The organism is Serratia sp. CY33525, assembly GCF_052169115.1.
GTDB classification, from domain to species: domain Bacteria; phylum Pseudomonadota; class Gammaproteobacteria; order Enterobacterales; family Enterobacteriaceae; genus Serratia; species Serratia sarumanii.
Window position 1 is genome coordinate 311,062 of record NZ_JBJNLK010000001.1, and the last position, 21,618, is coordinate 332,679.

General features: G+C 62.4%; 26 protein-coding genes. 16 read left to right on the plus strand and 10 right to left on the minus strand.

The genetic code is table 11. The annotated features are described in order from the left end of the window. Positions 1-83: 83 nt before the first annotated feature. Positions 84-1,004, minus strand: coding sequence for a LysR family transcriptional regulator (locus ACJ8IM_RS01480; RefSeq protein ID WP_033653646.1), 921 nt, complete (start codon positions 1,002-1,004; stop codon positions 84-86). A gap of 128 nt (positions 1,005-1,132) precedes the next feature. On the opposite strand from ACJ8IM_RS01480, the gene ACJ8IM_RS01485 reads away from it, so the two are divergent. Continuing rightward, positions 1,133-1,732 (plus strand): FMN-dependent NADH-azoreductase, encoded by a 600-nt coding sequence (locus ACJ8IM_RS01485; RefSeq protein WP_033653645.1) that lies wholly within the window; start codon positions 1,133-1,135, stop codon positions 1,730-1,732. Between the two features lie 180 nt (positions 1,733-1,912). Here ACJ8IM_RS01485 and ACJ8IM_RS01490 read toward each other — a convergent pair whose 3' ends face one another. Both ACJ8IM_RS01490 and fliE read right to left on the minus strand, forming a co-directional pair. After that, positions 1,913-2,113, minus strand: a complete 201-nt coding sequence (locus ACJ8IM_RS01490; RefSeq protein ID WP_033653644.1) for a hypothetical protein — start codon at positions 2,111-2,113, stop codon at positions 1,913-1,915. Between the two features lie 80 nt (positions 2,114-2,193). Next, the gene (gene fliE, locus ACJ8IM_RS01495; protein WP_033653693.1) at positions 2,194-2,508 is read right to left on the minus strand and encodes a flagellar hook-basal body complex protein FliE; all 315 of its coding nucleotides are present in this window, start codon (positions 2,506-2,508) and stop codon (positions 2,194-2,196) included. Between the two features lie 314 nt (positions 2,509-2,822). On the opposite strand from fliE, the gene fliF reads away from it, so the two are divergent. From fliF to sra, 14 genes are all read left to right on the plus strand, one after another. After that, a complete protein-coding gene (gene fliF, locus ACJ8IM_RS01500; protein ID WP_033653643.1) occupies positions 2,823-4,523 on the plus strand; it encodes a flagellar basal-body MS-ring/collar protein FliF in 1,701 nt (566 codons plus the stop codon). After that, entirely contained in the window at positions 4,520-5,512 is a 993-nt protein-coding gene (gene fliG / locus ACJ8IM_RS01505; RefSeq protein ID WP_033634975.1) for a flagellar motor switch protein FliG, read from the plus strand. Before fliF ends, fliG begins: the two co-directional genes overlap by 4 nt. Continuing rightward, a complete protein-coding gene (gene fliH / locus ACJ8IM_RS01510) occupies positions 5,505-6,209 on the plus strand; it encodes a flagellar assembly protein FliH (RefSeq protein ID WP_033647766.1) in 705 nt (234 codons plus the stop codon). The genes fliG and fliH overlap by 8 nt, the downstream gene beginning before the upstream one ends. Next, entirely contained in the window at positions 6,209-7,570 is a 1,362-nt protein-coding gene (gene fliI / locus ACJ8IM_RS01515; protein WP_101455590.1) for a flagellar protein export ATPase FliI, read from the plus strand. Before fliH ends, fliI begins: the two co-directional genes overlap by 1 nt. A gap of 21 nt (positions 7,571-7,591) precedes the next feature. Continuing rightward, positions 7,592-8,038 (plus strand): flagellar export protein FliJ, encoded by a 447-nt coding sequence (fliJ, locus tag ACJ8IM_RS01520; RefSeq protein WP_033647768.1) that lies wholly within the window; start codon positions 7,592-7,594, stop codon positions 8,036-8,038. Beyond that, complete coding sequence (locus ACJ8IM_RS01525; protein WP_033653641.1) at positions 8,035-9,267, plus strand: flagellar hook-length control protein FliK; 1,233 nt, start codon at positions 8,035-8,037, stop codon at positions 9,265-9,267. Before fliJ ends, ACJ8IM_RS01525 begins: the two co-directional genes overlap by 4 nt. A 165-nt stretch (positions 9,268-9,432) precedes the next feature. Next, complete coding sequence (gene fliL, locus ACJ8IM_RS01530; RefSeq protein ID WP_033634980.1) at positions 9,433-9,918, plus strand: flagellar basal body-associated protein FliL; 486 nt, start codon at positions 9,433-9,435, stop codon at positions 9,916-9,918. A 5-nt stretch (positions 9,919-9,923) separates the two neighbouring features. After that, positions 9,924-10,928, plus strand: coding sequence for a flagellar motor switch protein FliM (fliM, locus tag ACJ8IM_RS01535; RefSeq protein ID WP_033634981.1), 1,005 nt, complete (start codon positions 9,924-9,926; stop codon positions 10,926-10,928). Next, on the plus strand, positions 10,921-11,337 hold the full coding sequence (gene fliN, locus ACJ8IM_RS01540; RefSeq protein WP_033653640.1) for a flagellar motor switch protein FliN: 417 nt from the start codon (positions 10,921-10,923) through the stop codon (positions 11,335-11,337). Before fliM ends, fliN begins: the two co-directional genes overlap by 8 nt. Beyond that, complete coding sequence (fliO, locus tag ACJ8IM_RS01545; RefSeq protein ID WP_033647771.1) at positions 11,337-11,741, plus strand: flagellar biosynthetic protein FliO; 405 nt, start codon at positions 11,337-11,339, stop codon at positions 11,739-11,741. Before fliN ends, fliO begins: the two co-directional genes overlap by 1 nt. After that, the gene (fliP, locus tag ACJ8IM_RS01550; RefSeq protein WP_025303257.1) at positions 11,738-12,499 is read left to right on the plus strand and encodes a flagellar type III secretion system pore protein FliP; all 762 of its coding nucleotides are present in this window, start codon (positions 11,738-11,740) and stop codon (positions 12,497-12,499) included. Before fliO ends, fliP begins: the two co-directional genes overlap by 4 nt. 21 nt (positions 12,500-12,520) lie before the next feature. Next, positions 12,521-12,790: a flagellar biosynthesis protein FliQ gene (gene fliQ, locus ACJ8IM_RS01555; RefSeq protein WP_004934803.1), complete on the plus strand. Its 270-nt coding sequence runs from the start codon at positions 12,521-12,523 to the stop codon at positions 12,788-12,790. A gap of 2 nt (positions 12,791-12,792) precedes the next feature. After that, on the plus strand, positions 12,793-13,575 hold the full coding sequence (gene fliR / locus ACJ8IM_RS01560; RefSeq protein ID WP_033647774.1) for a flagellar biosynthetic protein FliR: 783 nt from the start codon (positions 12,793-12,795) through the stop codon (positions 13,573-13,575). A gap of 359 nt (positions 13,576-13,934) precedes the next feature. After that, a complete protein-coding gene (gene sra, locus ACJ8IM_RS01565) occupies positions 13,935-14,069 on the plus strand; it encodes a stationary-phase-induced ribosome-associated protein (protein WP_086556932.1) in 135 nt (44 codons plus the stop codon). A 272-nt stretch (positions 14,070-14,341) separates the two neighbouring features. Here sra and flgL read toward each other — a convergent pair whose 3' ends face one another. Both flgL and flgK read right to left on the minus strand, forming a co-directional pair. Further along, a complete protein-coding gene (gene flgL, locus ACJ8IM_RS01570) occupies positions 14,342-15,301 on the minus strand; it encodes a flagellar hook-associated protein FlgL (protein ID WP_033634987.1) in 960 nt (319 codons plus the stop codon). A 58-nt stretch (positions 15,302-15,359) separates the two neighbouring features. After that, the gene (flgK, locus tag ACJ8IM_RS01575) at positions 15,360-17,009 is read right to left on the minus strand and encodes a flagellar hook-associated protein FlgK (RefSeq protein WP_033634988.1); all 1,650 of its coding nucleotides are present in this window, start codon (positions 17,007-17,009) and stop codon (positions 15,360-15,362) included. Between flgK and ACJ8IM_RS01580 the strand changes: the two genes are divergently transcribed. Next, on the plus strand, positions 17,002-17,220 hold the full coding sequence (locus tag ACJ8IM_RS01580) for a hypothetical protein (protein WP_033653639.1): 219 nt from the start codon (positions 17,002-17,004) through the stop codon (positions 17,218-17,220). The two genes, flgK and ACJ8IM_RS01580, sit on opposite strands and share 8 nt — an antisense overlap. On the opposite strand, the gene flgJ is transcribed toward ACJ8IM_RS01580, so the two are convergent. From flgJ to ACJ8IM_RS01605, 5 genes are all read right to left on the minus strand, one after another. Then, positions 17,217-18,161, minus strand: coding sequence for a flagellar assembly peptidoglycan hydrolase FlgJ (gene flgJ / locus ACJ8IM_RS01585; RefSeq protein WP_033653638.1), 945 nt, complete (start codon positions 18,159-18,161; stop codon positions 17,217-17,219). The genes ACJ8IM_RS01580 and flgJ overlap by 4 nt on opposite strands. Beyond that, positions 18,161-19,261 carry a flagellar basal body P-ring protein FlgI gene (locus ACJ8IM_RS01590; protein WP_004934816.1) on the minus strand — a complete coding sequence of 367 codons (1,101 nt, stop codon included), beginning with the start codon at positions 19,259-19,261 and terminating at the stop codon, positions 18,161-18,163. Before ACJ8IM_RS01590 ends, flgJ begins: the two co-directional genes overlap by 1 nt. A 10-nt stretch (positions 19,262-19,271) precedes the next feature. After that, complete coding sequence (gene flgH / locus ACJ8IM_RS01595; RefSeq protein WP_004934817.1) at positions 19,272-19,973, minus strand: flagellar basal body L-ring protein FlgH; 702 nt, start codon at positions 19,971-19,973, stop codon at positions 19,272-19,274. An 83-nt stretch (positions 19,974-20,056) separates the two neighbouring features. Continuing rightward, complete coding sequence (flgG, locus tag ACJ8IM_RS01600) at positions 20,057-20,839, minus strand: flagellar basal-body rod protein FlgG (protein ID WP_004934819.1); 783 nt, start codon at positions 20,837-20,839, stop codon at positions 20,057-20,059. Between the two features lie 18 nt (positions 20,840-20,857). After that, a complete protein-coding gene (locus ACJ8IM_RS01605; protein WP_033647783.1) occupies positions 20,858-21,613 on the minus strand; it encodes a flagellar basal body rod protein FlgF in 756 nt (251 codons plus the stop codon). Positions 21,614-21,618: the final 5 nt, after the last annotated feature.

A 21,618-nucleotide genomic window follows, 5' to 3' on the forward strand; every position in this document is an offset into this window, starting at 1 on the left:
CACCCAATAAGCCTGACAGCGCCGTTTTCGTCCCTCTATTCGGTACATTAACGCCCATTTCCTGTCGGCTGTCGCGCCGGCCATTACCGGAGCGGCGCAGCAAGCGCCAATTTTCCCGGCAGCTCCGCCACCAGTTTGTCCACCGCCAGCCGCACTTTGAGCGGTTGGTAAGGCATATAGGGCCACACTGCATTCACCGGAAAACTGAGGCTGGACTCACCGCGCATGATCTCCACCAGCGTCCCGGCCATCAGCCGATCGCGTACCAGCCACTCCGGCAGCCAGGCAATACCGGCGCCGGCGGAAACGGCATCGACGATCCCCTGCATGTCATCCATCATCATCTTGGCCGGTGGCCTGAACGGCCGCAGCTCGCCGTTTTCACCGCGAAGTTGCCAGGGCAACACGGCGCCGGCGTGCAGATACCCCACCGCCTGATGCCGGTTTAACGCCTCCACCGAAGTCGGTGCGCCGCAGCGCTGCACGTAGTCGGGCGAAGCGCACAGCAGCATGCCGTGTTCGCCCAGGCGTCGGGCAACCAGACTGCCGCTGTCCGCCAGTTCGCCGATGCGAACCGCCAGATCGAACCCCTCGTCGATCAGATCGATCCTGCGGTCGCTGAACGAAATTTCCAACGACAGTAACGGATGCTCATTCGCCAGCGCCGTCATCAAGGGCGCAATACACAGATGGCCGAACAACACCGGCATCGAGATCCTGAGCCGGCCGCTGACCTGCATCTTGCCGCTGTCCAGCTGGTTTTCCGCCGCCTGAACGTTCGCCAACGCCTGCCGACAGTGCTCATAGTACAGCGCCCCTTCATCCGTCAGGCTCAGGCTGCGGGTGGTGCGCATAAACAACATCACGCCAAGCCGCGCCTCGAGCCGCGACACGATTTTGCTGACCGCGGAGCGTGTCAGATGCAGTTTTTCTGCGGCGGCGGCAAAGCTGCCGCCTTCCGCCACGGCGACAAAGGCCGGCAGCGCGCTGAGATCGCTTTTCATCTTAATGCTTCCAAATTGGAATCAATGAAGTGAAAACCTATCACCACTGGTGAAGATCGAGCAATGATAACCTGCAGTCATTCCGGAATGCCCGGTGAAACCGCCAATTACCGTCTGAGGACAACAGCATGAAAAAAATACTGGTGCTCAAATCCAGCATTATGGGAAACGACTCGCAGACCAACAGCCTGATTGACCGCTATCTGGCAGAACGTCGGGCCAAAGGATATGAAGATCAGATCGTCGAACACGATCTGACGGCGTTGGATCTGCCGGTATTGGACGGCGAGCTGTTCAGTGCGCTGCGCGGCGCAGATAACATCAGCCCACGCGCCAAAGCGGCGGTGGCGCTTTCCGATCGGTTGATCGCCGAACTGAAAGGGAGCGATCTGCTGCTGATCGGCGCGCCGATGTACAACCTCAACGTCCCGACCCAGCTGAAAAACTGGTTCGATCTGGTGGCCCGCGCCCGGCTGACGTTCAACTATACCGCCACCTACCCGGTCGGGCTGGTGGAAGGCGTCAATGCAGTGGTGTTCAGTTCACGCGGCGGCGTACACGCCGGCCAGCCGACCGACGCCGTGACGCCCTATTTGCGCTCGGTGCTGGGGCTGATGGGGATCGGCGAGGTGCAATTTATCTATGCCGAAGGGCTGGATATGAAACCGCACGGCCTCACTCAGGGGCTGGCGAATGCCCACCAGCGGATCGTGGCCTTGGTGGGCTGAAGCAAACGCACGGTAGCATTGATTTGTTATAACATAACAAATATGATAACCAAGTCGATGCCACCTCGATGAAGTGTCGACGCTCCTACATCACATAAAGTTTTATCGCACTTTGAGCCAGCTATTCCGATAGCTGGTTTTTTTTGCCTGCGATAATGAAATGCTACCGGAGCCGCGGGTTCAATCGTGGCGGGCAGCGCGTTTCATTTCTCGCTCGCCGGGCGACTGCGTTTTGACGGACAGCGGCGCAACAAACGCTTTCCATTCCTTGCCGGCTTCCTGATGAACCGCGTTTTTTTGGGCCGATGAATAGTCATCGTTTTGCCCGGCGCATCCGGACAGCGCCATAATGCCCACAGCAAGATACAGCGATTTGCACATCATCCTATCCTGATAATTAACCGTCGCTATAGGGTAACAGCGCCGACCCCAATGTCACTGCAAAATGACCGGCACGTTCATCACACCGGCATATTCATGATGTCCTGGTAGGCCGCGACCAGCTTGTTGCGCACCTGCACGCCCAGCTGCAGCGAGACCGATGATTTCTGCAGATCGACCATCACATCGTTCAGGCTGATGCCCGGCACGCCCAGTTCGAAATCCTGCGCCTGCTTGCGCGCCGTTTGCTGGGTCTCGCTGATCTTGCCGAGCGCCGCAGTCAGTTCGCTGGCGAAGCTGACGCCCTGCGGCGCCGTATTCTGCCCCATCTTGCCGGCCTGAACCACCATGGTCTGCATCTGCTGCAGCACCCCTTCAATGCCCTGAATCGCCATCTGGTCCTCAATCATCTCGTCACGCCGGGTGACGTTTCACCCTGCACTTCTCCAATGATGCACACCCTAGCACAGCGTTTTCAGACCTAAAGCGGCTAATTAACTGCAAAAAACCCGGCTTATCGGGCAATCGGAATCGTCTGATAAGGCGAATAATGGCCTGCCCAGAAATGGGAGCGCCGCTATTTAGAAGATATGTGTATCAGGGAGTCTGTTTTGTCACACAACGCTAACCATACCGTTCATCAGCCTGGCAGGGAGCTGCTCAGCGGCCCATACGGGATCGTGAGCGCCATTGAAGGACGAGACCTAAAATGAGTGCTTCGATAACCGCCGGCGAAAGCCGCGACAACGGCCTGCAGGCCATCTGGAATCGTCTGCGCGCCAACCCGAAAATTCCGTTGCTGGTCGCCGCCTCCGCCGCGATCGCCATCGTTGTCGCGCTGCTGTTGTGGGTGAAAAGCCCTGACTACCGCGTGCTGTACAGCAATCTGAACGACCGCGACGGTGGCGCCATCGTCACCCAACTGACGCAGATGAATATCCCTTACCGCTTCGCCGAGAATGGCGCGGCGCTGCTGATCCCGGCGGAAAAGGTGCATGAAACCCGCCTGCGCCTCGCGCAGCAAGGGCTGCCGAAGGGCGGCGCCGTCGGCTTCGAACTGCTGGATCAGGAAAAATTCGGCATCAGCCAATTCAGCGAACAGATCAACTATCAGCGCGCCCTTGAGGGCGAGCTGTCGCGCACTATCGAGTCGCTGGGGCCGGTGCAAAACGCCCGCGTTCACCTGGCGCTGCCTAAACCTTCGCTGTTCGTGCGCGAACAGAAATCCCCTTCCGCCTCGGTGACGCTGACCCTGCAACCCGGCCGTGCGCTGGACGACGGCCAGATCAACGCCATCGTTTATATGGTGTCGAGCAGCGTCGCCGGCCTGCCGCCGGGCAACGTGACCGTGGTCGATCAGGCCGGGCGCCTGCTGACGCAGTCCGACGGCACCGGGCGCGATCTCAACGCCTCGCAGCTGAAATACGCCAACGAAGTCGAAAACGGCTTCCAGCGCCGCATCGAAGCGATCCTCGCCCCGGTGGTCGGCAGCGCCAACGTGCGTGCGCAGGTCACGGCACAGATCGACTTCGCCACTCGCGAACAAACCGATGAACAGTACCAGCCGAACCAGCAGCCGGACAAAGCCGCTATCCGCTCTCAGCAAACCAGCCTGAGCGAGCAGATCGGCGGGCCACAGGTGGGCGGCGTGCCGGGCGCGCTGTCCAATCAGCCGAGCGCGCCGGCCACCGCGCCGATTGAGACCGCCAAGCCGGCCACCGCCGCAGGCAACAATGCCAACGCGACCGCGCAAAACGCCGCGACCACCCGCAGCGCGGCGGCCAACGGCGTGCCGCAAAATACCCGTCGCGACGCGACCACCAACTACGAGCTCGACCGCACCATTCGTCACACCCAGCAAAAAGCCGGCACCGTGCAGCGTCTGTCGGTCGCCGTGGTGGTCAACTATCTGGGCACCGATAAAGACGGCAAACCGCAGCCGATGAGCAAAGAGCAGCTGGCGCAGATCGAAGCGCTGGTGCGTGAAGCGATGGGCTACTCCAGCAGCCGTGGCGACACCCTGAACGTGGTCAACACGCCGTTTACCGACACTCAGGTGACCGGTGGCGAACTGCCGTTCTGGCAAAGCCAGTCGTTTATCGATCGCCTGATCGACGCGGGCCGCTATCTGCTGGTGCTGCTGGTGGCCTGGCTGCTGTGGCGCAAACTGGTGCGGCCGCAGCTGCAACAGCGCCAGGCGGCGCAACAGGCCGCCGTCGCCGCCGCCAACGCCCCTGCCGCCAAAGCGGTCGACAGCAGCAAACCGAGCAACGAGGAGCTGGCGCAGCGTCGTAAATCGCAGCAGCGCGTCAGCGCAGAAGTCCAGAGCCAGCGGATCCGCGATCTGGCTGACAAAGACCCACGCGTGGTCGCTCTGGTAATCCGCCAATGGATGAGTAACGAGATATGAGCCTGACCGGAACCGACAAAAGCGCCATCCTGCTGATGACGCTGGGTGAAGATCGCGCGGCGGAGGTGTTCAAACACCTCTCCTCGCGCGAAGTACAGCTGCTGAGCGGCACCATGGCCGGCATGAGCCAGGTTTCACACAAACAGCTCGGCGAAATACTGACCGAGTTCGAAGACGACGCCGAGCAATACGCGGCGCTGAGCGTCAACGCCAGCGACTACCTGCGTTCGGTGCTGGTCAAGGCGCTGGGCGAAGAGCGCGCCGCCAGCCTGCTGGAAGACATTCTCGAATCGCGCGAGACCACCACCGGCATGGAAACGCTCAACTTTATGGAGCCGCAGAGCGCCGCCGATCTGATCCGCGACGAACACCCGCAGATCATCGCCACTATCCTGGTGCACCTCAAACGCGGCCAGGCGGCGGATATCCTGGCCCTGTTCGACGAACGCCTGCGCAACGACGTGATGCTGCGTATCGCCACCTTCGGCGGCGTGCAGCCGGCGGCGCTGGCGGAGCTGACCGAAGTGCTGAACAACCTGCTCGACGGCCAGAACCTCAAGCGCAGCAAAATGGGCGGGGTGCGCACCGCCGCCGAGATCATCAACCTGATGAAAACCCAGCAGGAAGAGGCGGTCATCGACGCGATGCGCGAATACGACGGCGAGCTGGCGCAGAAGATCATCGACGAGATGTTCCTGTTCGAAAACCTGGTGGAAGTCGACGATCGCAGTATCCAACGCCTGCTGCAGGAAGTGGAAGGCGAGTCGCTGCTGATCGCGTTGAAAGGCGCCGAGCAGCCGCTGCGCGAGAAGTTCCTCAAGAACATGTCGCAACGCGCCGCCGACATCCTGCGCGACGATCTGGCCAACCGTGGGCCGGTGCGCATGTCGCAGGTGGAGAACGAGCAGAAAGCCATCCTGCTGGTGGTGAGACGCCTGGCGGAAAGCGGCGAAATGATCATCGGCGGCGGCGAGGACACCTATGTCTGATCGCATTAACACCCTGCCCTGGCAGCCCTGGTCGCTCAACGATCTGGGCGAACAGAAACCGGCGATCGAACTGCCGCAGTTGCCGGATCTCGAACTTGACGATCCGTCGCCGGACGCACAGGCCGAATTGCAACAGCAGTTGGCGACGCTGCGCCTGCAGGCGGAGCAACAGGGCCAGCAGTTGGGCTATGCCGACGGCCAGCAAAAAGGCTATGAGGCCGGTTTTCAGTCCGGACTGGAGGAAGGCCGCCAGCAAGGGCTGCTGGAAGCGCAACAGCAGCAACAGCCGCTGACCGCCCACTGGCAGCAGCTGGTCACCGAATTCCAGCACACGCTGGACGCGCTCGACAGCGTGATCGCTTCGCGGCTGATGCAGCTGGCGCTGACCGCCGCCAAGCAGGTGCTGGGCCAGCCGCCGGTGTGCGACGGCACCGCCCTGCTGGCGCAGATCCAACAGCTGATCCAGCAGGAACCGATGTTCAACGGCAAGCCGCAGCTGCGGGTGCACCCGGACGACTACTCGCGCGTCGAGCAGCAGTTGGGGGTCACCCTCAGCCTGCACGGCTGGCGCCTGTTGGCGGACGGCGAACTGCATCCGGGCGGCTGCAAAGTCAGCGCCGAGGAAGGCGATCTCGACGCCAGCCTGGCGACGCGCTGGCATGAATTGTGCCGCCTGGCGGCACCGGGAGAAGTCTGATGACCGCGCGTCTCGGCCGCTGGCTGAGCTCTCTGGATACGCTGGAAAAACGCATCGCGCGCGCGCCGATGGTGCGCCGCTACGGCCGCCTGACCCGCGCCACCGGATTGGTGTTGGAAGCCACCGGCCTGCAGCTGCCGCTCGGCGCGACCTGCCTTATCGAACGGCACGACGCCGGTGAGGTGCAGGAAGTGGAAAGCGAAGTGGTCGGCTTCAACGGCCAGCGGCTGTTCCTGATGCCGCTGGAAGAGGTGGAAGGCATCGTGCCGGGCGCGCGGGTTTACGCCCGCATCGCGCCGGAAGGCCAAAGCGCCGGCAAACAGCTGCCGCTCGGCCCGGCCCTGTTGGGGCGGGTGCTGGACGGCAGCGCCAAACCGCTCGACGGCCTGCCTTCACCGGACACCGGTTACCGCGCGCCGCTGATCACCGCGCCGTTCAACCCCTTGCAACGCACGCCGATCGAGCAGGTGCTGGACGTGGGGGTGCGCACCATCAACGGCCTGCTGACCGTCGGCCGCGGCCAGCGCATGGGCCTGTTCGCCGGCTCCGGCGTCGGCAAGAGCGTGCTGCTCGGCATGATGGCCCGTTATACCCAGGCGGATGTGATCGTCGTTGGCCTGATCGGCGAACGTGGCCGCGAGGTCAAAGACTTTATCGAGAACATTCTCGGCGCCGAAGGTCGGGCGCGATCGGTGGTGATCGCCGCGCCGGCGGACGTCTCGCCGCTGCTGCGCATGCAGGGGGCGGCCTACGCCACCCGCATCGCCGAAGATTTCCGCGATCGCGGGCAGCATGTGTTGCTGATCATGGACTCCCTCACCCGCTACGCCATGGCGCAGCGTGAGATCGCCCTGGCCATCGGCGAGCCGCCGGCGACCAAAGGCTACCCGCCTTCGGTCTTCGCCAAGCTGCCTGCGCTGGTGGAACGCGCGGGCAACGGCATCAGCGGCGGCGGTTCCATCACCGCCTTCTACACCGTGTTGACCGAAGGGGACGATCAGCAAGACCCGATCGCCGACTCGGCGCGCGCCATCCTCGATGGCCACGTGGTGCTGTCCCGGCGCCTGGCGGAAGCCGGCCACTACCCGGCGATCGACATCGAAGCGTCAATCAGCCGCGCCATGACGTCGCTGATCGACGAAGAGCATTACCGCCGGGTGCGCACCTTCAAACAGATGCTGGCCAGCTATCAGCGCAACCGCGATCTGATCAGCGTCGGCGCCTACGCGGCGGGCAGCGATCCGTTGCTGGACAAAGCGATGACGCTGTATCCGCAGATGGAAGCCTACCTGCAACAGGGCATCTTTGAACGCAGCGGCTACGATGAAGCCTGTCAACAGCTGCGGCAGTTGATTGTTTAACGTCACCAGAGGCGCACAGCGATGAAATCACAGTCACCCCTGATTACCCTGCGCGATCTGGCGCAGGATGCGGTGGAACAGGCCGCGCAACAGCTGGGCCAGGTACGGCAGGCGCAGCAGGCGGCAGAGCAGCAGCTGTCGATGCTGCTCAACTATCAGGACGAATACCGCCAGAAGCTGAATCATACGCTCTGCGACGGCATGGACAGCTCACGCTGGCAAAACTACCAGCAGTTTATCGGCACGCTGGAACAGGCCATCGACCAGCACCGCCAGCAGCTGCTGCAGTGGGGGCAGAAAGTGGATCATGCGGTGAAGCAATGGCAAGACAAACAACAGCGGCTGAACGCTTTCGAGACCCTGCATACCCGCGCTCTGACGGCGGAGCAGCAGCAGGAGAACAAACGGGATCAAAAACTGATGGATGAGTTCGCTCAACGCAGTGCACAAAGGAATATCAACCCATGAATCTGAACGCCCTGCCCGGCCTGGCCTTACCCGGCGACGCCGGCGGCCTGGCCGAACTGACGTCGGCGCTGGATGAAAGCCAGCTGTCGTCCGCTTTCGCCCAGCTGCTCGGCGCCCGTTTCGCGCCCGCCGCCGACGGCAAACAGCCGCCGGTCGCGCTGAGCGCGGACGAAGAACGCGCCCCGGCCCTGAGCCGCAACCAGCTCAATCAACTGCTGGCCACCTTCGGCGAGCGCGGCGGCCTGCTGCAGAACCCGACAACCGTAGCCAACGCGCTTTCGCCTGAGGGCGCCGAGGGCGAAGCGCCCGCCGCCGGCGACAAACCGGCGCAGCCGCCGATCGCCGCCGCCAAAGAGCTGGATGCCGCTACGCTGCAGGCGCTGTACGCCATGCTGCCGGCCGCGATCGTCGCCCAGACTCAGCCAGCCGAAGGCCAACGCTCGCTGCCGGTGGATAGCGCTGACGAGGCGACTGCGCTGCAGCCCGGCAACGGCCTGCTGAACATCGCGGCGGCCGGTGATAAAACCGCCACACATTCATCGGCATCCCCTGCTCCGTCGCCGACGGGCGCGAAAACGCCTGCCGCCGACGGCGACAATGCCACGGCGGTGCTCCCGCAACCAGCCAACGGCGAACGCGCAAGCACCGCACAACCGCTACAGGCGGGCGATACGCCACAGCAGCCGCCGCTCAATCACGCCGTCGCCCTGGCCGCCGCCAGCCCGACGCAAACCGCCGCCCCGGCCAGCGCACTGGTGACCGCGCCGCCTGTGCCGCAGCTCAACGCGCAGCTGGGCAGCCCGGAGTGGCAGCAGGCGTTGAGCCAACAGGTGCTGATGTTCCACCGCAACGGCCAGCAGAGCGCCGAGCTGCGCCTGCACCCGCAGGAACTGGGCGCCCTGCAGATCACGCTGAAGCTGGACGATCAGCAGGCGCAACTGCACATCGCCTCCGCTCACGGCCAGGTGCGTGCGGCGGTGGAAGCGGCGATGCCGCAGCTGCGTCACGCGCTGGCGGAGAGCGGCATCAACCTGGGGCAAAGCAGCGTGGGCGGCGAGTCCACGCCGCAATGGCAGCAACATGCGCAGCAGCAGGCTTCCAACGGCCAGGGGCGTGCCAGCTATGCGGAACATCATGGCGGTGACACTGCGGCCGCCGAGGGCGTCAGCGCACCGGTGGCGCTGCAGCGCATGGCCAGTGCGGTCAACGGCGTCGATATTTTCGCCTGAGCCGCCGCAAACGCCCAAGCTGGCACCCATTTCCGCGTCTATTCAGGCTATTGCACGCCGCAATAGACGCGATAATACCTTTACATGTCATGCGTGCGGCTTTGCCGCGCGCTATGCCCGCCGCCTCGCCGGCCGCGGGTGGAACAACAGGAATTAGATTTGGCTATGTCTCAGAACACCCTTCCCGCAGCACCGAAACGCTCCCTTCTGGTCATCCTGCTGGTGTTGATCAGCGTCGTCGCCTGTGGCGCCGCGGGCTACAGCTGGTGGCTGCTGCAACAGCATAAAAACGGCGCCGAACCGGCCGCCGCCAAACAGCAACCGCCGGCCGCGCCGGTGTTCATGCCGCTCGACACCTTTACCGTCAACCTGGTGACGCCGGACAACAACCCGGATCGCGTGCTGTACATCGGCCTCACGCTGCGTCTGCCGGACGAAAGTACCCGCCGTCAGCTGAACGATTTTCTGCCGGAAGTGCGCAGCCGTCTGCTGATGCTGCTCTCCCGCCAGGAAGCGAGCCAGCTGGCCAATGAACAAGGGAAGCAACGGTTGGTGGCGCAGATTAAGGACGTGCTCAGCCCGCCGCTGGTTAAGGGACAACCGAAGCAGGTGGTCAGCGATGTGCTGTTCACCGCCTTCATACTGCGGTAATCACTATGGGCGACAGCATTCTTTCACAGGCAGAGATCGATGCCTTGCTCAACGGCGACAGCGCGGGTGATGAACCCGAAGCGATAGTCGGCAAAGAGAGCGAGGTCAAGCCTTACGATCCGACCACCCAGCGCCGCGTGGTGCGCGAGCGTCTGCACGCGCTGGAAATCATCAACGAACGTTTTGCCCGGCAGTTCCGCATGGGGTTGTTCAACCTGCTGCGCCGCAGCCCGGACATTACCGTCGGCCCGATCAAAATCCAGCCGTATCACGAGTTCGCCCGCAACCTGCCGGTGCCGACCAACCTGAACCTGGTGCATCTGAACCCGCTGCGCGGCACCGCCCTGTTCGTGTTCGCGCCGAGCCTGGTGTTCATCGCCGTCGATAACCTGTTCGGCGGCGACGGCCGCTTCCCGACCAAGGTCGAAGGCCGCGAGTTCACCCCGACCGAACAGCGGGTGATCAAGCGCATGCTGCGCCTGGCGCTGGACGCCTACGGCGATGCCTGGAGCGCCATCTACAAGATCGACGTGGAGTACGTGCGCGCCGAAATGCAGGTGAAGTTCACCAACATCACCACTTCGCCGAACGATATCGTGGTCACCACGCCGTTCCAGGTGGAGATCGGCGCGCTGACCGGCGAGTTCAACATCTGCATTCCGTTCGCCATGATTGAGCCACTGCGCGAGCTGTTGACCAACCCGCCGCTGGAAAACTCGCGGCAGGAAGACAGCCATTGGCGCGAAACCCTGGTGAAGCAGGTGCAACACTCCGAACTGGAGCTTATCGCCAACTTCGTCGATATCCCGATGCGGCTGTCGAAAGTCCTGAAGCTGCAGCCGGGCGATGTATTACCGATAGACAAGCCGGAACGCCTGATAGCCCATGTGGACGGCGTACCGGTTCTGACCAGCCAATACGGCACGTTGAACGGGCAATATGCCCTGCGTGTTGAACATTTGATTAACCCTATTTTGAATGCTCTGAGTGAGGAACAGCCCAATGAGTGATCCTAAGCAACCGTCTGGCGAAGGAAAGGAATCCGTAGACGATCTGTGGGCTGATGCGTTTAACGAGCAGCAGACGACAGAGAAATCCGGCGCGAGCACCGAAGGGGTGTTCAAGTCGCTGGAAGCTCAGGATGCGCTCGGCAGCCTGCAGGATATCGACCTGATCCTGGATATTCCGGTCAAGCTGACCGTGGAACTGGGGCGCACCAAGATGACCATCAAAGAGCTGCTGCGCCTGTCGCAAGGCTCGGTGGTAGCGCTGGACGGCCTGGCCGGCGAACCGCTGGACATCCTGATCAACGGTTACCTGATCGCACAAGGTGAAGTGGTGGTGGTGGCCGACAAGTTCGGCGTGCGCATCACCGACATCATCACCCCGTCCGAACGCATGCGTCGACTGAGCCGCTGATGACCGTCGCGGCGCCCGTTACCGTCCAAAGCAGCCAACCACCCGCCGCGCCGGCCTTGCCGGCCGGTTCGGTGTTGATGCAGGTCAGCAGCGCGCTCGGCGGCATTCTGCTGCTGATCCTGCTGGCCGGTTGGCTGTTCCGTCGGCTGGGCTTCGCCCCGCAGGCGCGCAACAACAAGCTGCTCAACCTGCGCGCCAGTTGCCAGGTCGGGCAGCGCGAGCGCGTGGTGGTGGTGGAAGTCGACGATACCTTGCTGGTATTGGGCGTCACCGCCCAGCAGATCACCCCGCTGCACACCCTGCCCGCCCCGCCGAAAGACGAGGGCGCGGCCGACGCGGCGACGCCGGCGGACTTCCGCCAACTGATGCAAAAAGTTCTGAAACGCCCGGAAAAATCGGCATGACCTCGACTCTTCATACCCTCGTCCGCCGTCCGGCGGTTTGGCTCCCTGCCGCCCTGCTGTTCATCAGCCCGGCGGCTTTGGCGCAACTGCCGGGGCTGATCAGCCAGCCGCTGGCCAACGGCGGCCAAAGCTGGTCGCTGCCGGTGCAGACGCTGGTGCTGTTGACCTCGCTGACTTTCCTGCCCGCCATGCTGCTGATGATGACCAGCTTTACCCGCATCATCATCGTGCTCGGGCTGCTGCGCAACGCGCTGGGCACCCCGTCGGCGCCGCCGAACCAGGTGATGCTGGGGCTGGCGCTGTTCCTGACCTTCTTCATTATGTCGCCGGTGTTCGACAAGGTTTATCAGGACGCCTACCTGCCGTTCAGCCAGGATAAGATCGGGTTGGAGGTCGCGCTGGATAAAGGCGCGCAGCCGCTGCGCGAATTCATGCTGCGCCAAACGCGCGAAACCGATCTGGCGCTGTACGCCAGGCTGGCCAATCAGCCACCGCTGGCCGGCCCGGAGGCGGTGCCGATGCGCATCCTGCTGCCCGCCTACGTCACCAGCGAACTGAAAACCGCCTTCCAGATCGGCTTTACGGTGTTCATTCCGTTCCTGATTATCGACCTGGTGGTCGCCAGCGTGCTGATGGCGCTGGGGATGATGATGGTGCCGCCGGCCACCATCTCGCTGCCGTTCAAGCTGATGCTGTTCGTGCTGGTCGATGGCTGGCAGCTGCTGCTCGGCTCGCTGGCGCAGAGTTTCTATTCGTAACCCCCGACCGGAGAACGCGAGATGACACCTGAATCGGTTATGGCGCTCGGCACCGAAGCGATGAAAGTGGCGCTGGCGCTGGCCGCCCCGCTGCTGCTGGCGGCGCTGATCAGCGGCCTGGTGGTCAGCCTGCTGCAGGCCGCCACCCAAATCAACGAAATGACGCTGTCGTTCATCCCCAAAATTCTGGCGGTGGTGGCCACCATCATCATCGCCGGCCCCTGGATGTTGAACCTGCTGCTGGACTACATGCGCACCCTGTTCAGCAACCTGCCCACCCTGATCGGCTAACCGTGCTCACCTTCGACAGCGCCCAGCTCACCGTCTGGCTCAGCCACTATTTTTGGCCGCTGCTGCGCATTCTGGCGCTGATAAGTACCGCGCCGGTATTCAGCGAAAAGCAAATCAGCAAAAAGGTCAAAATCGGCCTTGGCGGGCTGATCGTCATCCTGATCGCGCCGACGCTGCCCGCCAGCAATATCCCGATCTTCTCCGCCGCCGGCCTGTGGCTGGCGATTCAACAGATTCTGATCGGCGTGGCGCTGGGATTGACCATGCAGTTCGCCTTCGCGGCGGTGCGCCTGGCGGGCGAAGTGATCGGCATGCAGATGGGCCTGTCGTTCGCCACCTTCTTCGATCCCAGCGGTGGCCCGAACATGCCGGTGCTGGCGCGCCTGCTCAACCTGCTGGCGATGCTGCTGTTCCTCAGCTTCGACGGCCATCTGTGGCTGATTTCGCTGCTGGCGGACAGCTTCCACACCCTGCCTGTCCAAACGCAGCCGCTGAACGGCAACGGCTTCCTGGTGCTGACCCAGGTCGGCTCGCTAATCTTCATCAACGGCATGATGCTGGCGCTGCCGCTGATCTGCCTGCTGTTGACGCTGAACATGGCGCTCGGCTTGCTCAACCGCATGACGCCGCAGCTGTCGGTCTTCGTGATCGGTTTCCCGGTCACCATGACCTTCGGCATCATGACGCTGGGCATGATGATGCCGATGCTAGCGCCGTTCTGCGAACATCTGTTCGGTGAAATCTTCGATCGGCTGGCGGCGGTGATCGGCGGCATGACCTTCTGAATCCCTGCTCCGCCCCTTCTTTCCCTCCCGCTTCCCTCTGAGACAAAATGGCAATAAAAACGCTTTCCTGGAACAAAAGCCTGAGAAACGTCTTTTATCCGGATTAAGGTTCAAATGTCTCCGGCGGCTTGAATAAATAAAACTCCGACCTAGAATAGACCCGGCAACAAAAAAATATCGCCTTGCATCACCTTAATTTTCCGCGGCGATAAAATACGTTTATCTCGAGTAAAAAATAAAAACAACTCAGTCACGCATTGTTAAATGCGCGGCAGATAACTGACACCCTGAATAAATGCGTCCGGCGCCTGCCGGCTGCAGGGCGCAGCATCGACCTTTGCTAACACAGGAGCGAGATCATGATTAAAGCGAAAAGCAACCGCAAGGCACGCCGGTTATTCGGTTTGACCCACTGGAAAAGCAACAAGTTTAGAGTTTCTTTTACCGAGACGGCCGACGGCGGGAAATGGAAAGTGGTGAAGAAAAAGAAATAGCACCACTATTTATCGTCAGGGAAATAATATCCATCACGATTTTTCCGCCACTGATTTCAATAATGCCGTTGCGCATTAAACAGGGGTGACAATCGTATTATTTCTTTCTTGATGAAAAAAAGGCGCGTCGCTCAGTCAGTAGTGGGAGAACAAGCGACGCGCCAAACGAGTGCGCCCGGTTTCAAGAAGCCTCCCTCCCCGCGGGGCGGAGAGGGTATTTTCTAAGCGCACTAAAGGGAAACCCGTCGCGGTCAGGCAACGGGGTATTGCTCTTAACGATTCATCTGGAACAGCGACATGCCCTGCATATCGCTGAAGGTTTTATACGACGCCTGCAGCGCCGCCTGCTGCATAAAGTAAGACGAAATAGACTCGGCCAGATCGGCATCCGTCAACGCGCTCATCTGGACCTGGTTGGTCATGTCGCGCTCTTTGCCGATGCTGTCCAGCTGATCCATTTCCTGCAGCTGGCTGCCGAGCTCGGCGCGCACGCTCAGCACGTTGTTGTAAGAGTTGTCCAGGCCGCGGTTGGCTTTCGCCAGCGCATCGTTCACCTGCTGCCTGGTGGCCTCATCGGCGCCCTGCAACGGCGTTTTCAGCGCGTTCAGCGCGATATCGATGCTCTCGAACACGTTGCTGACCGGCGTGCTGCCGTCCGGCTCAGGCTTGGGATTGCTGGTCAACGACATGAACACCGCGTTGCCGGTATGGCCGATGGTCATGGTGCGGTTAGCGTCCACTTTCTGCTGAACCGTCTTGTCGCCGCCCTGATAGCTGACGGTGCCACCGTTGTCGACGAACGGCGCCTTGTCGTTCACGTATCCGCCGAACATATAGCGGCCGTTGCCGTCGGTGCTGTTGGCCTGGTTCAGCAGCTGATCTTTCAGCCCCTGCAGCTGGGTGGCCAGCGACTGACGGTCGTTATCGCTTTCGGTGCCGCCGGCGCTGACGATCAGCGCCTTCATGTCCGCGATGGTGGACGTTGCGCCGGCCAAGACCGTTTCTTCCATCGACACGCTTTGGCGAGCGAAAGTGCGCGCCAGCGTGTATTGGCTGTTTTCCGCCTGCGACTGCGACAACATCACCGCGCGCGACGCCGCCAGCGGATCGTCGGACGGGTTGATCACCCGCTTGCCCGAGGAAAGCTGCTCGGCGGCCTTCATGAACAGCGACTGGTTGCCCGTGATGCCGTTCATGTTCTGTTGGTACATCATGCTGGTGCTCATGCGCATGCTGTGGGTTCCTTACTCTGAGCGTCGGCGCCGTAATCGGCGCCGATTAACAATAAAATCAACGAATATTCAGCAGCGCATCGAACAGCGAGCTGGCGGTCTGGATCACCTGCGCGTTGGCCATGTAGTACTGCTGGAAACGCAGCAGCTCACCGTACTCTTCGTCGAGGTTGACGCCGGACATCGACTGCTGTTGCGCGCCCAGCTGCGTCACGATCTTGGCCTGCGACGTGGCGATGGCCTTGGCGGCAGCGGTCTGGTTGCCGACGCCGCTGACGATGCCGGCGTAAGCGCCGCTCAGGGTCGCCTTGCCGTCCACCAGGTTTTTAGTTTGCAGATCCAGCAGCTTCTTGGCGTTTTCGTTATCGCCGCGGCCGCTGTCGTCTTTACCGGCGGCGGCGATCTTGGACGAGTCGGTGATGGCCACTTTCAGATTGCCCGCCACGTCGCTGACCGGCTTCACGGTGAAGCTGTCTTTGGCCTGCGCATTGCCGTCGATGCTCACTTCCAGCCCGTCGAAGTTCAGCGTCGGTTTGCCGTCGGCGCTGGTGCCCGGCGTGGCGTTGACTTTCACGTTGTCGGGCAGGCGACTGACCTGCCAGTTGCTGCCGTCGAACTCGACGCGATAATCGTTGGCCTTCACCTTGCCGGTGTCGGTGTAAGCGACCGACAGCGACGCATCGCCGGTGTTGCGGGTGTTATCCACCACCCGGCCGCCGCTGAAGCTGAAGAAGTCGCCACCCGCGTCGCCGTTCAGGTCGAAACCGGCGCGATGCTGCTGGTTGAAGCTGTCCGCCATCGCCAACGCCAACTGGCCCAGCTGATTGCGCACGCCGTCCAGCGTCTCGCTGCGGAATTTCAGCACGCCGCTCAGCGTGCCGCTGGTGATCTGGCCTTCCGGCACTTCGCTGGCGCCGTTGCCGCGGTTATAGCCGATGGTCAGACGGGAAGGATCGCTGCTGGAGGGCACGGCTTCCACCTGATAGGTGTTGCTGCCCTGTACCAGGGTCAAACCGTTGGCGAAGGAGACGGTATAGGCGTCGCCGTCCTGCTGCGTGACCTGTACGCCCACCAGCTGGTTCAACTCGGTAACCAGCTGATCGCGCTGATCCAGCAACGCATTCGGCTCGCCGCCGGCGCTGCCGCGCAAACGGGTGATCTCGTCGTTCAGTTTGGCGATCTGTTGGCTGTAGCTGTTGATCTGCTGCGCCGTATCGCTGATCTGCTGATTGACGCCGCTGTCCATGTCGCGCAGGAATTTGTCGGTGTTGTTGAACTGGTTCACCAGGCCGTTGGCCTTGCCCAGCACCGTCTGGCGCGCGGCGTCGTCACCGGCGTTGCTCACCAGGTTCTGCAGGTTGGTGAAGAAATCCTGCATGTTGGTCGACAGCGGGTTGGTTTTGCTCGCCAACAGGTTGTCGATCTGCGAAATCTTCTCGTAATAGGCGTTTTGCGCCCCGAACGAACTCTGTGCGCCGCGCAGCTGGTTGGTGATGAACTGGTTGTACTCGCGGTTGACGCTGGTGACGGTGACGCCGTTGCCGATAAAGCCGCTCATGGTGGCCATGCCGCCGTTCTGCGCCAGGATCGCGGTCTGGCGGTTGTAGCCCGCCACGTTGTAGTTGGAGATGTTGTTGCTGACGGTACTGAGCGCCACCTGAGCCGCATTCAGCCCGCTCATCGCGGTATTGATTAAGCTATTGGACATCGGAATTCCTTATGCTGCGGCGCCGGTGGCCCACAGGGTTCAAATTGAGCTGCTGAGCCTGTTCGCTCAGCCTGTCTCGGTTATCGGCAAAAATGAGAAGAACTTGAGGAAAAAAAGCGGCAATGCGGTCAGCCTCCGGCCAGCCTTCATTACCGCCTATCCCCTCAATAATTGGCGCCGCAGCAAGGCGACAAGCATGACGGGGATTTAGAACAACTCGTTCAGATCGTGGGTATAGGCTTTGATCGCCTGTTCCCCCGCGCTCTTCATCTGCTGGATCACGCTGACCAGTTTGCTGGCGTACTGCGGGTCGGTGGCGTATCCGGCGCGCTGCAACGCATGCGCCGCCTGCTCCGGGCTGCGCGCGGCGGCCACGTCGGCGTAGCGCGGGTTGTTGGTCAGCAGTTTGACGTAATCGGCGATCGCTTCGACATACGAACCGTAAACGCGGAACTTCGCCTTCACCTTCTTCGCCGCGCCCTGTTCGAACTCGGTGGTGGTGATCTCCGTCACCGGCCCGTTCCAGCTGCCGCCGGCCTTGATGCCGAACAGGTTGTAGCTCGGCGTGCCGTCTGAGGTCGGGATCTCGCGCTGCCCCCAGCCGGACTCCAGCGCCGCCTGCGCGACGATCAGCTGATGCGGAATGCCGCTCTGCTGGCTGGCGACCTTCGCCGGAATCGACAGACGAGCGACGAAGTTGCCGTTGTTGAGCGACAGCGGCGCGGCGGCCGGCGGGGCTTTCGGCATCGCGCGGCGCACCATCTGCTCCAGCGCCTGGTTCGGCAGCGTTTGCAGCACCTCGTTATCCAGCGCCATCGGCGACAGGCCCGCCGTTTCGCTCGGCACCGTGTTGGCGTTGCTCATCTGCTTGACCATCATGTCCGCCAGCCCCAGCCCTTTTTGCGACATCTGCTGGGCGATTTGCTGGTCGTACATCGAGGTATAGAGCCGCGTTTGATCGCTGCTCAATACCCCGTCCTGCGGCAAGGCGGAACGCATGCTTTTCAGCATCATCTGCACGAACATGCCTTCCACCTGCTGGGCCACCTGCTTGAGGTTGCCCTGCGGGTCGGCCGCCGCGTCGCGCTTGAGGCCGTTCAACGCCTGGGCGTCATAGGCCGCGCCCGACATCGCCATCAGATCGCCGGCCATCAGATGATTTCCAGCTTGGCGCGCAGGCAGCCGGCGCTCTGCATCGCCTGCAGGATCGACATCAGGTCGATCGGCGTGGCACCCAGCGCGTTCAGCGCGCGGATCACGTTGTTCAGGTTGGCGCTGGCGTTCACTTTCTGCAGCGATCCGCCCTGCTGTTGCACCGAGATCTGGGTGTTTGGCGTCACCACCGTCTGGCCGCCGCCGAACGGCGTCGTCGGCTGGCTGACGGTGTTCTGCCGATCGACCACCACCGACAGGTTGCCCTGGGCGACGGCGCAAGAGTCGAGGATCACATCGCGGTTCATCACCACCGAACCGGTGCGCGAGTTGATGATCACTTTGGCGTCCATCGCGCCGACGTTGACGGTGATATTTTGAATCTCAGCCAGGAAGCGCACCTGAGAGCTGTTGCCCTGCGGCACCAGCACCTGGATCGTGCGGGCGTCGAGCGGCGTCGCGGTGCCGCCGCCGCGTTGGCGGTTGATGGCGTCGCTGATCTGCTGCGCCAACGTGAAATCCTCGTCGTTCAGCTGCAGGTTGAGAACGCCGCCGCTGCCGAAAGTGGTCGGCAGCTCACGCTCGATGGTGGCGCCGTTGCTGATGCGCCCGCCCGCCAGCTGGTTGACCTGCACGCTGCTGCCGCCGGCCGCCGCGCCCGCGCCGCCGACCAGCACGTTGCCCTGCGCCAGCGCATAAACCTGGTTATCTACGCCTTTGAGCGGCGTCATCAGCAGGGTGCCGCCACGCAGGCTCTTGGCGTTGCCCATCGAAGAAACCACCACGTCGATGTTCTGCCCGGCGCGCGAGAACGGCGGCAGTTTGGCGGTCACCATCACCGCCGCCACGTTTTTCAGCTGCATGTTGGTGCCCGGCGGCACGGTGATGCCCAGCTGCGACAGCATGTTGCTCAGGCTTTGGGTGGTGAACGGCGTCTGCATGGTCTGGTCGCCGGAGCCGTCCAGCCCCACCACCAGGCCGTAGCCGATCAGGGCGTTGTCTCGCACGCCCTGCACCGTCACCAGATCGCGGATGCGCTCCGCCGCCGCCGGCAAGCACACCAGCCCGACGCACAGCGCGATAAACCATTTTTTCAGCATCAGTCAATCCTTAGAACGGTGAAACATTTAAGAAGAAGCGCTGCAGCCAGCCCATGGTCTGCGCTTCGTTGATATAGCCATTGCCGACGTATTCGATACGCGCGTCCGCCACCTGCGTCGAGGTCACCGAGTTATTGCCGCTGATGGTGCGCGGATTGACGACGCCGGAGAAGCGGATGAATTCGGTGCCCTGGTTGATGGCGATCTGCTTTTCCCCCACCACGTGCAGGTTGCCGTTGGCCAGCACCTGGTTAACCGTCACCGTAATGGTGCCGTTGAAGGTGTTGTTGGCGTTGGCGCCGCCCTTGCCGCCGAAGGTGCTGTCGCCGGAAATGTCCATATCGGCGCGCGCATTGCCCAACAGGCCGTCGAGGTAACGCGGCGAGGTGGCGACGCCGAACTTGCTGGCGCCGTTGCGGCTGGCGTTGGCGGAGGAGCTTTTGCTGGCGCTGACGTTTTCCTGCAGCACGATGGTCAGGGTGTCGCCGACGTTGCGCGGACGGCGGTCTTCGAACAGCGGCTGGTAGCCGTAGTTCATCGGCTGCACCGTCTGGAAGATCGAGCCGTTCGGCATCGGCGCGCTGGCCGGCGCCGGTTGCGCCGTGGTCGCGCCGTCCACCAGCGGTTTGTGCGGGATATAGGCGCAGCCGCTCAGCGTCAGCATCACCATGCCCGCCAGCCAGCGTTGTCCCTGCCGCGGCAGGATTGCCATCGAATATGTGGTTACCACGGGTATCGCCTTTGTTTCACGAAAGAGAATGACGGGCGCGGCAAGCCGGGCCCGTCAATGACAGATTACAGTTGCGTCAGCTTTTGCAGCATCTGATCGGAGGTCGATACCGCTTTGCTGTTGATCTCGTACGCGCGCTGAGTCTGGATCATGTTGACCAGCTCTTCCGCCACGTTGACGTTGGAGGTTTCCACGTAACCCTGATACAGCAAACCGGCGCCGTTCAGCCCCGGGGTGCTCTCGTTCGGCGCACCCGAGCTTTCGGTTTCCTGGTACAGATTCTCGCCCACGCTCTCCAGACCGCTGTCGTTGACGAACGTGGTCAGCGTCAGTTGGCCCACCTGCTGGGCGGCGGTTTGCCCCTGCTGGGTGACGCTGACGATGCCGTCGCGGCCGACGGTGATGGACAGCGCGTTAGCCGGAATGGTGATCGCCGGCTGCACCTGGAAACCGCTGGAGGTCACCAGTTGGCCGTTCTGATCGATCTGGAACGACCCGTCGCGGGTATAGGCCTGGGTGCCGTCCGGCAGCATCACCTGGAAGAAACCCTGCCCCTTGATGGCGACGTCTTTACTGTTGTTGGTCTGCGACAGGTTGCCCTGGCTGTGCAGACGCTCGGTCGCCACCGGACGCACGCCGGTGCCGATCTGCAGGCCGGAAGGCAGCGTGGTCTGCTCGGAGGACTGCGCCCCCGGCTGACGCATGGTCTGGTACAGCAGATCTTCAAATACCGCACGCTGGCGTTTGAAGCCGTTGGTGCTGACGTTCGCCAGGTTATTGGCGATCACGTCCATGTTGGTCTGCTGCGCGTCCAGACCGGTTTTGGCAATCCATAAGGATGGAATCATCGGTTATTTCCTTGCTGCTTAACTCAATGAGAGCAGTGAGTTGGCACGCTGTTCGTTTTCATCCACGCTGTGGATGACCTTCATTTGCATTTCAAAACGGCGGGCGTTGGCGATCATGTCGACCATGGTCTCCATCGGCTTGACGTTGCTGCCCTCCAGCACGCCCGGCATCACCCGCACCTGCGGATCGTTTTGCAACTGATTGCCGCGCTGCTGTTGGGTTTCCGGCGTCAGGCGGAACAGCCCGTCGTCACCGCGCATCACTTCGCGCGCATCGGCCTTCACCAGCTTCAGGCGGCCGATCTGCGCGATGGTGTTCGGCGGATCGCCGGCGTTCAGCGCCGAAATGGTGCCGTCGGCCGCAATGGTGATCTCCGCCGACGGCGGCACCTCGATCGGGCCGCCGTCGCCCATCACCGGCAGCCCCTGCACCGTCAACTGCCCGGTGGAGGAGATCTGAATGTTGCCGTTGCGGGTATAGGCCTCACCGCCGCCCGGCAGGCTCACCGCCAGGAAACCGTCCTGCTGCAGCGCCACGTCCAGCGGACGCGCGGTGTAGTTCAGCGCCCCCTGGCTCATGTCGGCGCCCGGCGTCGACGCGGTCACCAAGGTGCGCGTCGCCAGGCTCGGCCCGTCGACCGGCACCGCGCGCAATGCGGCGAGCTGGGCGCGAAAGCCCGGCGTCGACGCGTTGGCCAGGTTGTTGGCGGTGATGGACTGCTGCTCCAGCGTTTGGCGCGCCGCGCCCATCGCGGTATAAATCGCGTGATCCATGACTC

Bases quoted from the DNA above. Each gene is read 5' to 3' on its own strand.
- flgJ (WP_033653638.1), bottom strand. From the start codon at position 18,161: ATGGCCGGCGATCTGATGGCGATGTCGGGCGCGGCCTATGACGCCCAG.
- fliM (WP_033634981.1), top strand. From the start codon at position 9,924: ATGGGCGACAGCATTCTTTCACAGGCAGAGATCGATGCCTTGCTCAAC.
- fliI (WP_101455590.1), top strand. From the start codon at position 6,209: ATGACCGCGCGTCTCGGCCGCTGGCTGAGCTCTCTGGATACGCTGGAA.
- fliO (WP_033647771.1), top strand. From the start codon at position 11,337: ATGACCGTCGCGGCGCCCGTTACCGTCCAAAGCAGCCAACCACCCGCC.
- fliF (WP_033653643.1), top strand. From the start codon at position 2,823: ATGAGTGCTTCGATAACCGCCGGCGAAAGCCGCGACAACGGCCTGCAG.
- fliG (WP_033634975.1), top strand. From the start codon at position 4,520: ATGAGCCTGACCGGAACCGACAAAAGCGCCATCCTGCTGATGACGCTG.
- ACJ8IM_RS01485 (WP_033653645.1), top strand. From the start codon at position 1,133: ATGAAAAAAATACTGGTGCTCAAATCCAGCATTATGGGAAACGACTCG.
- fliP (WP_025303257.1), top strand. From the start codon at position 11,738: ATGACCTCGACTCTTCATACCCTCGTCCGCCGTCCGGCGGTTTGGCTC.
- fliL (WP_033634980.1), top strand. From the start codon at position 9,433: ATGTCTCAGAACACCCTTCCCGCAGCACCGAAACGCTCCCTTCTGGTC.
- flgG (WP_004934819.1), bottom strand. From the start codon at position 20,839: ATGATTCCATCCTTATGGATTGCCAAAACCGGTCTGGACGCGCAGCAG.
- ACJ8IM_RS01525 (WP_033653641.1), top strand. From the start codon at position 8,035: ATGAATCTGAACGCCCTGCCCGGCCTGGCCTTACCCGGCGACGCCGGC.
- sra (WP_086556932.1), top strand. From the start codon at position 13,935: ATGATTAAAGCGAAAAGCAACCGCAAGGCACGCCGGTTATTCGGTTTG.
- flgK (WP_033634988.1), bottom strand. From the start codon at position 17,009: ATGTCCAATAGCTTAATCAATACCGCGATGAGCGGGCTGAATGCGGCT.
- fliJ (WP_033647768.1), top strand. From the start codon at position 7,592: ATGAAATCACAGTCACCCCTGATTACCCTGCGCGATCTGGCGCAGGAT.
- fliE (WP_033653693.1), bottom strand. From the start codon at position 2,508: ATGGCGATTCAGGGCATTGAAGGGGTGCTGCAGCAGATGCAGACCATG.
- flgH (WP_004934817.1), bottom strand. From the start codon at position 19,973: ATGGCAATCCTGCCGCGGCAGGGACAACGCTGGCTGGCGGGCATGGTG.
- ACJ8IM_RS01590 (WP_004934816.1), bottom strand. From the start codon at position 19,261: ATGCTGAAAAAATGGTTTATCGCGCTGTGCGTCGGGCTGGTGTGCTTG.
- ACJ8IM_RS01605 (WP_033647783.1), bottom strand. From the start codon at position 21,613: ATGGATCACGCGATTTATACCGCGATGGGCGCGGCGCGCCAAACGCTG.
- fliQ (WP_004934803.1), top strand. From the start codon at position 12,521: ATGACACCTGAATCGGTTATGGCGCTCGGCACCGAAGCGATGAAAGTG.
- ACJ8IM_RS01490 (WP_033653644.1), bottom strand. From the start codon at position 2,113: ATGTGCAAATCGCTGTATCTTGCTGTGGGCATTATGGCGCTGTCCGGA.
- flgL (WP_033634987.1), bottom strand. From the start codon at position 15,301: ATGCGCATGAGCACCAGCATGATGTACCAACAGAACATGAACGGCATC.
- fliH (WP_033647766.1), top strand. From the start codon at position 5,505: ATGTCTGATCGCATTAACACCCTGCCCTGGCAGCCCTGGTCGCTCAAC.
- ACJ8IM_RS01480 (WP_033653646.1), bottom strand. From the start codon at position 1,004: ATGAAAAGCGATCTCAGCGCGCTGCCGGCCTTTGTCGCCGTGGCGGAA.
- fliN (WP_033653640.1), top strand. From the start codon at position 10,921: ATGAGTGATCCTAAGCAACCGTCTGGCGAAGGAAAGGAATCCGTAGAC.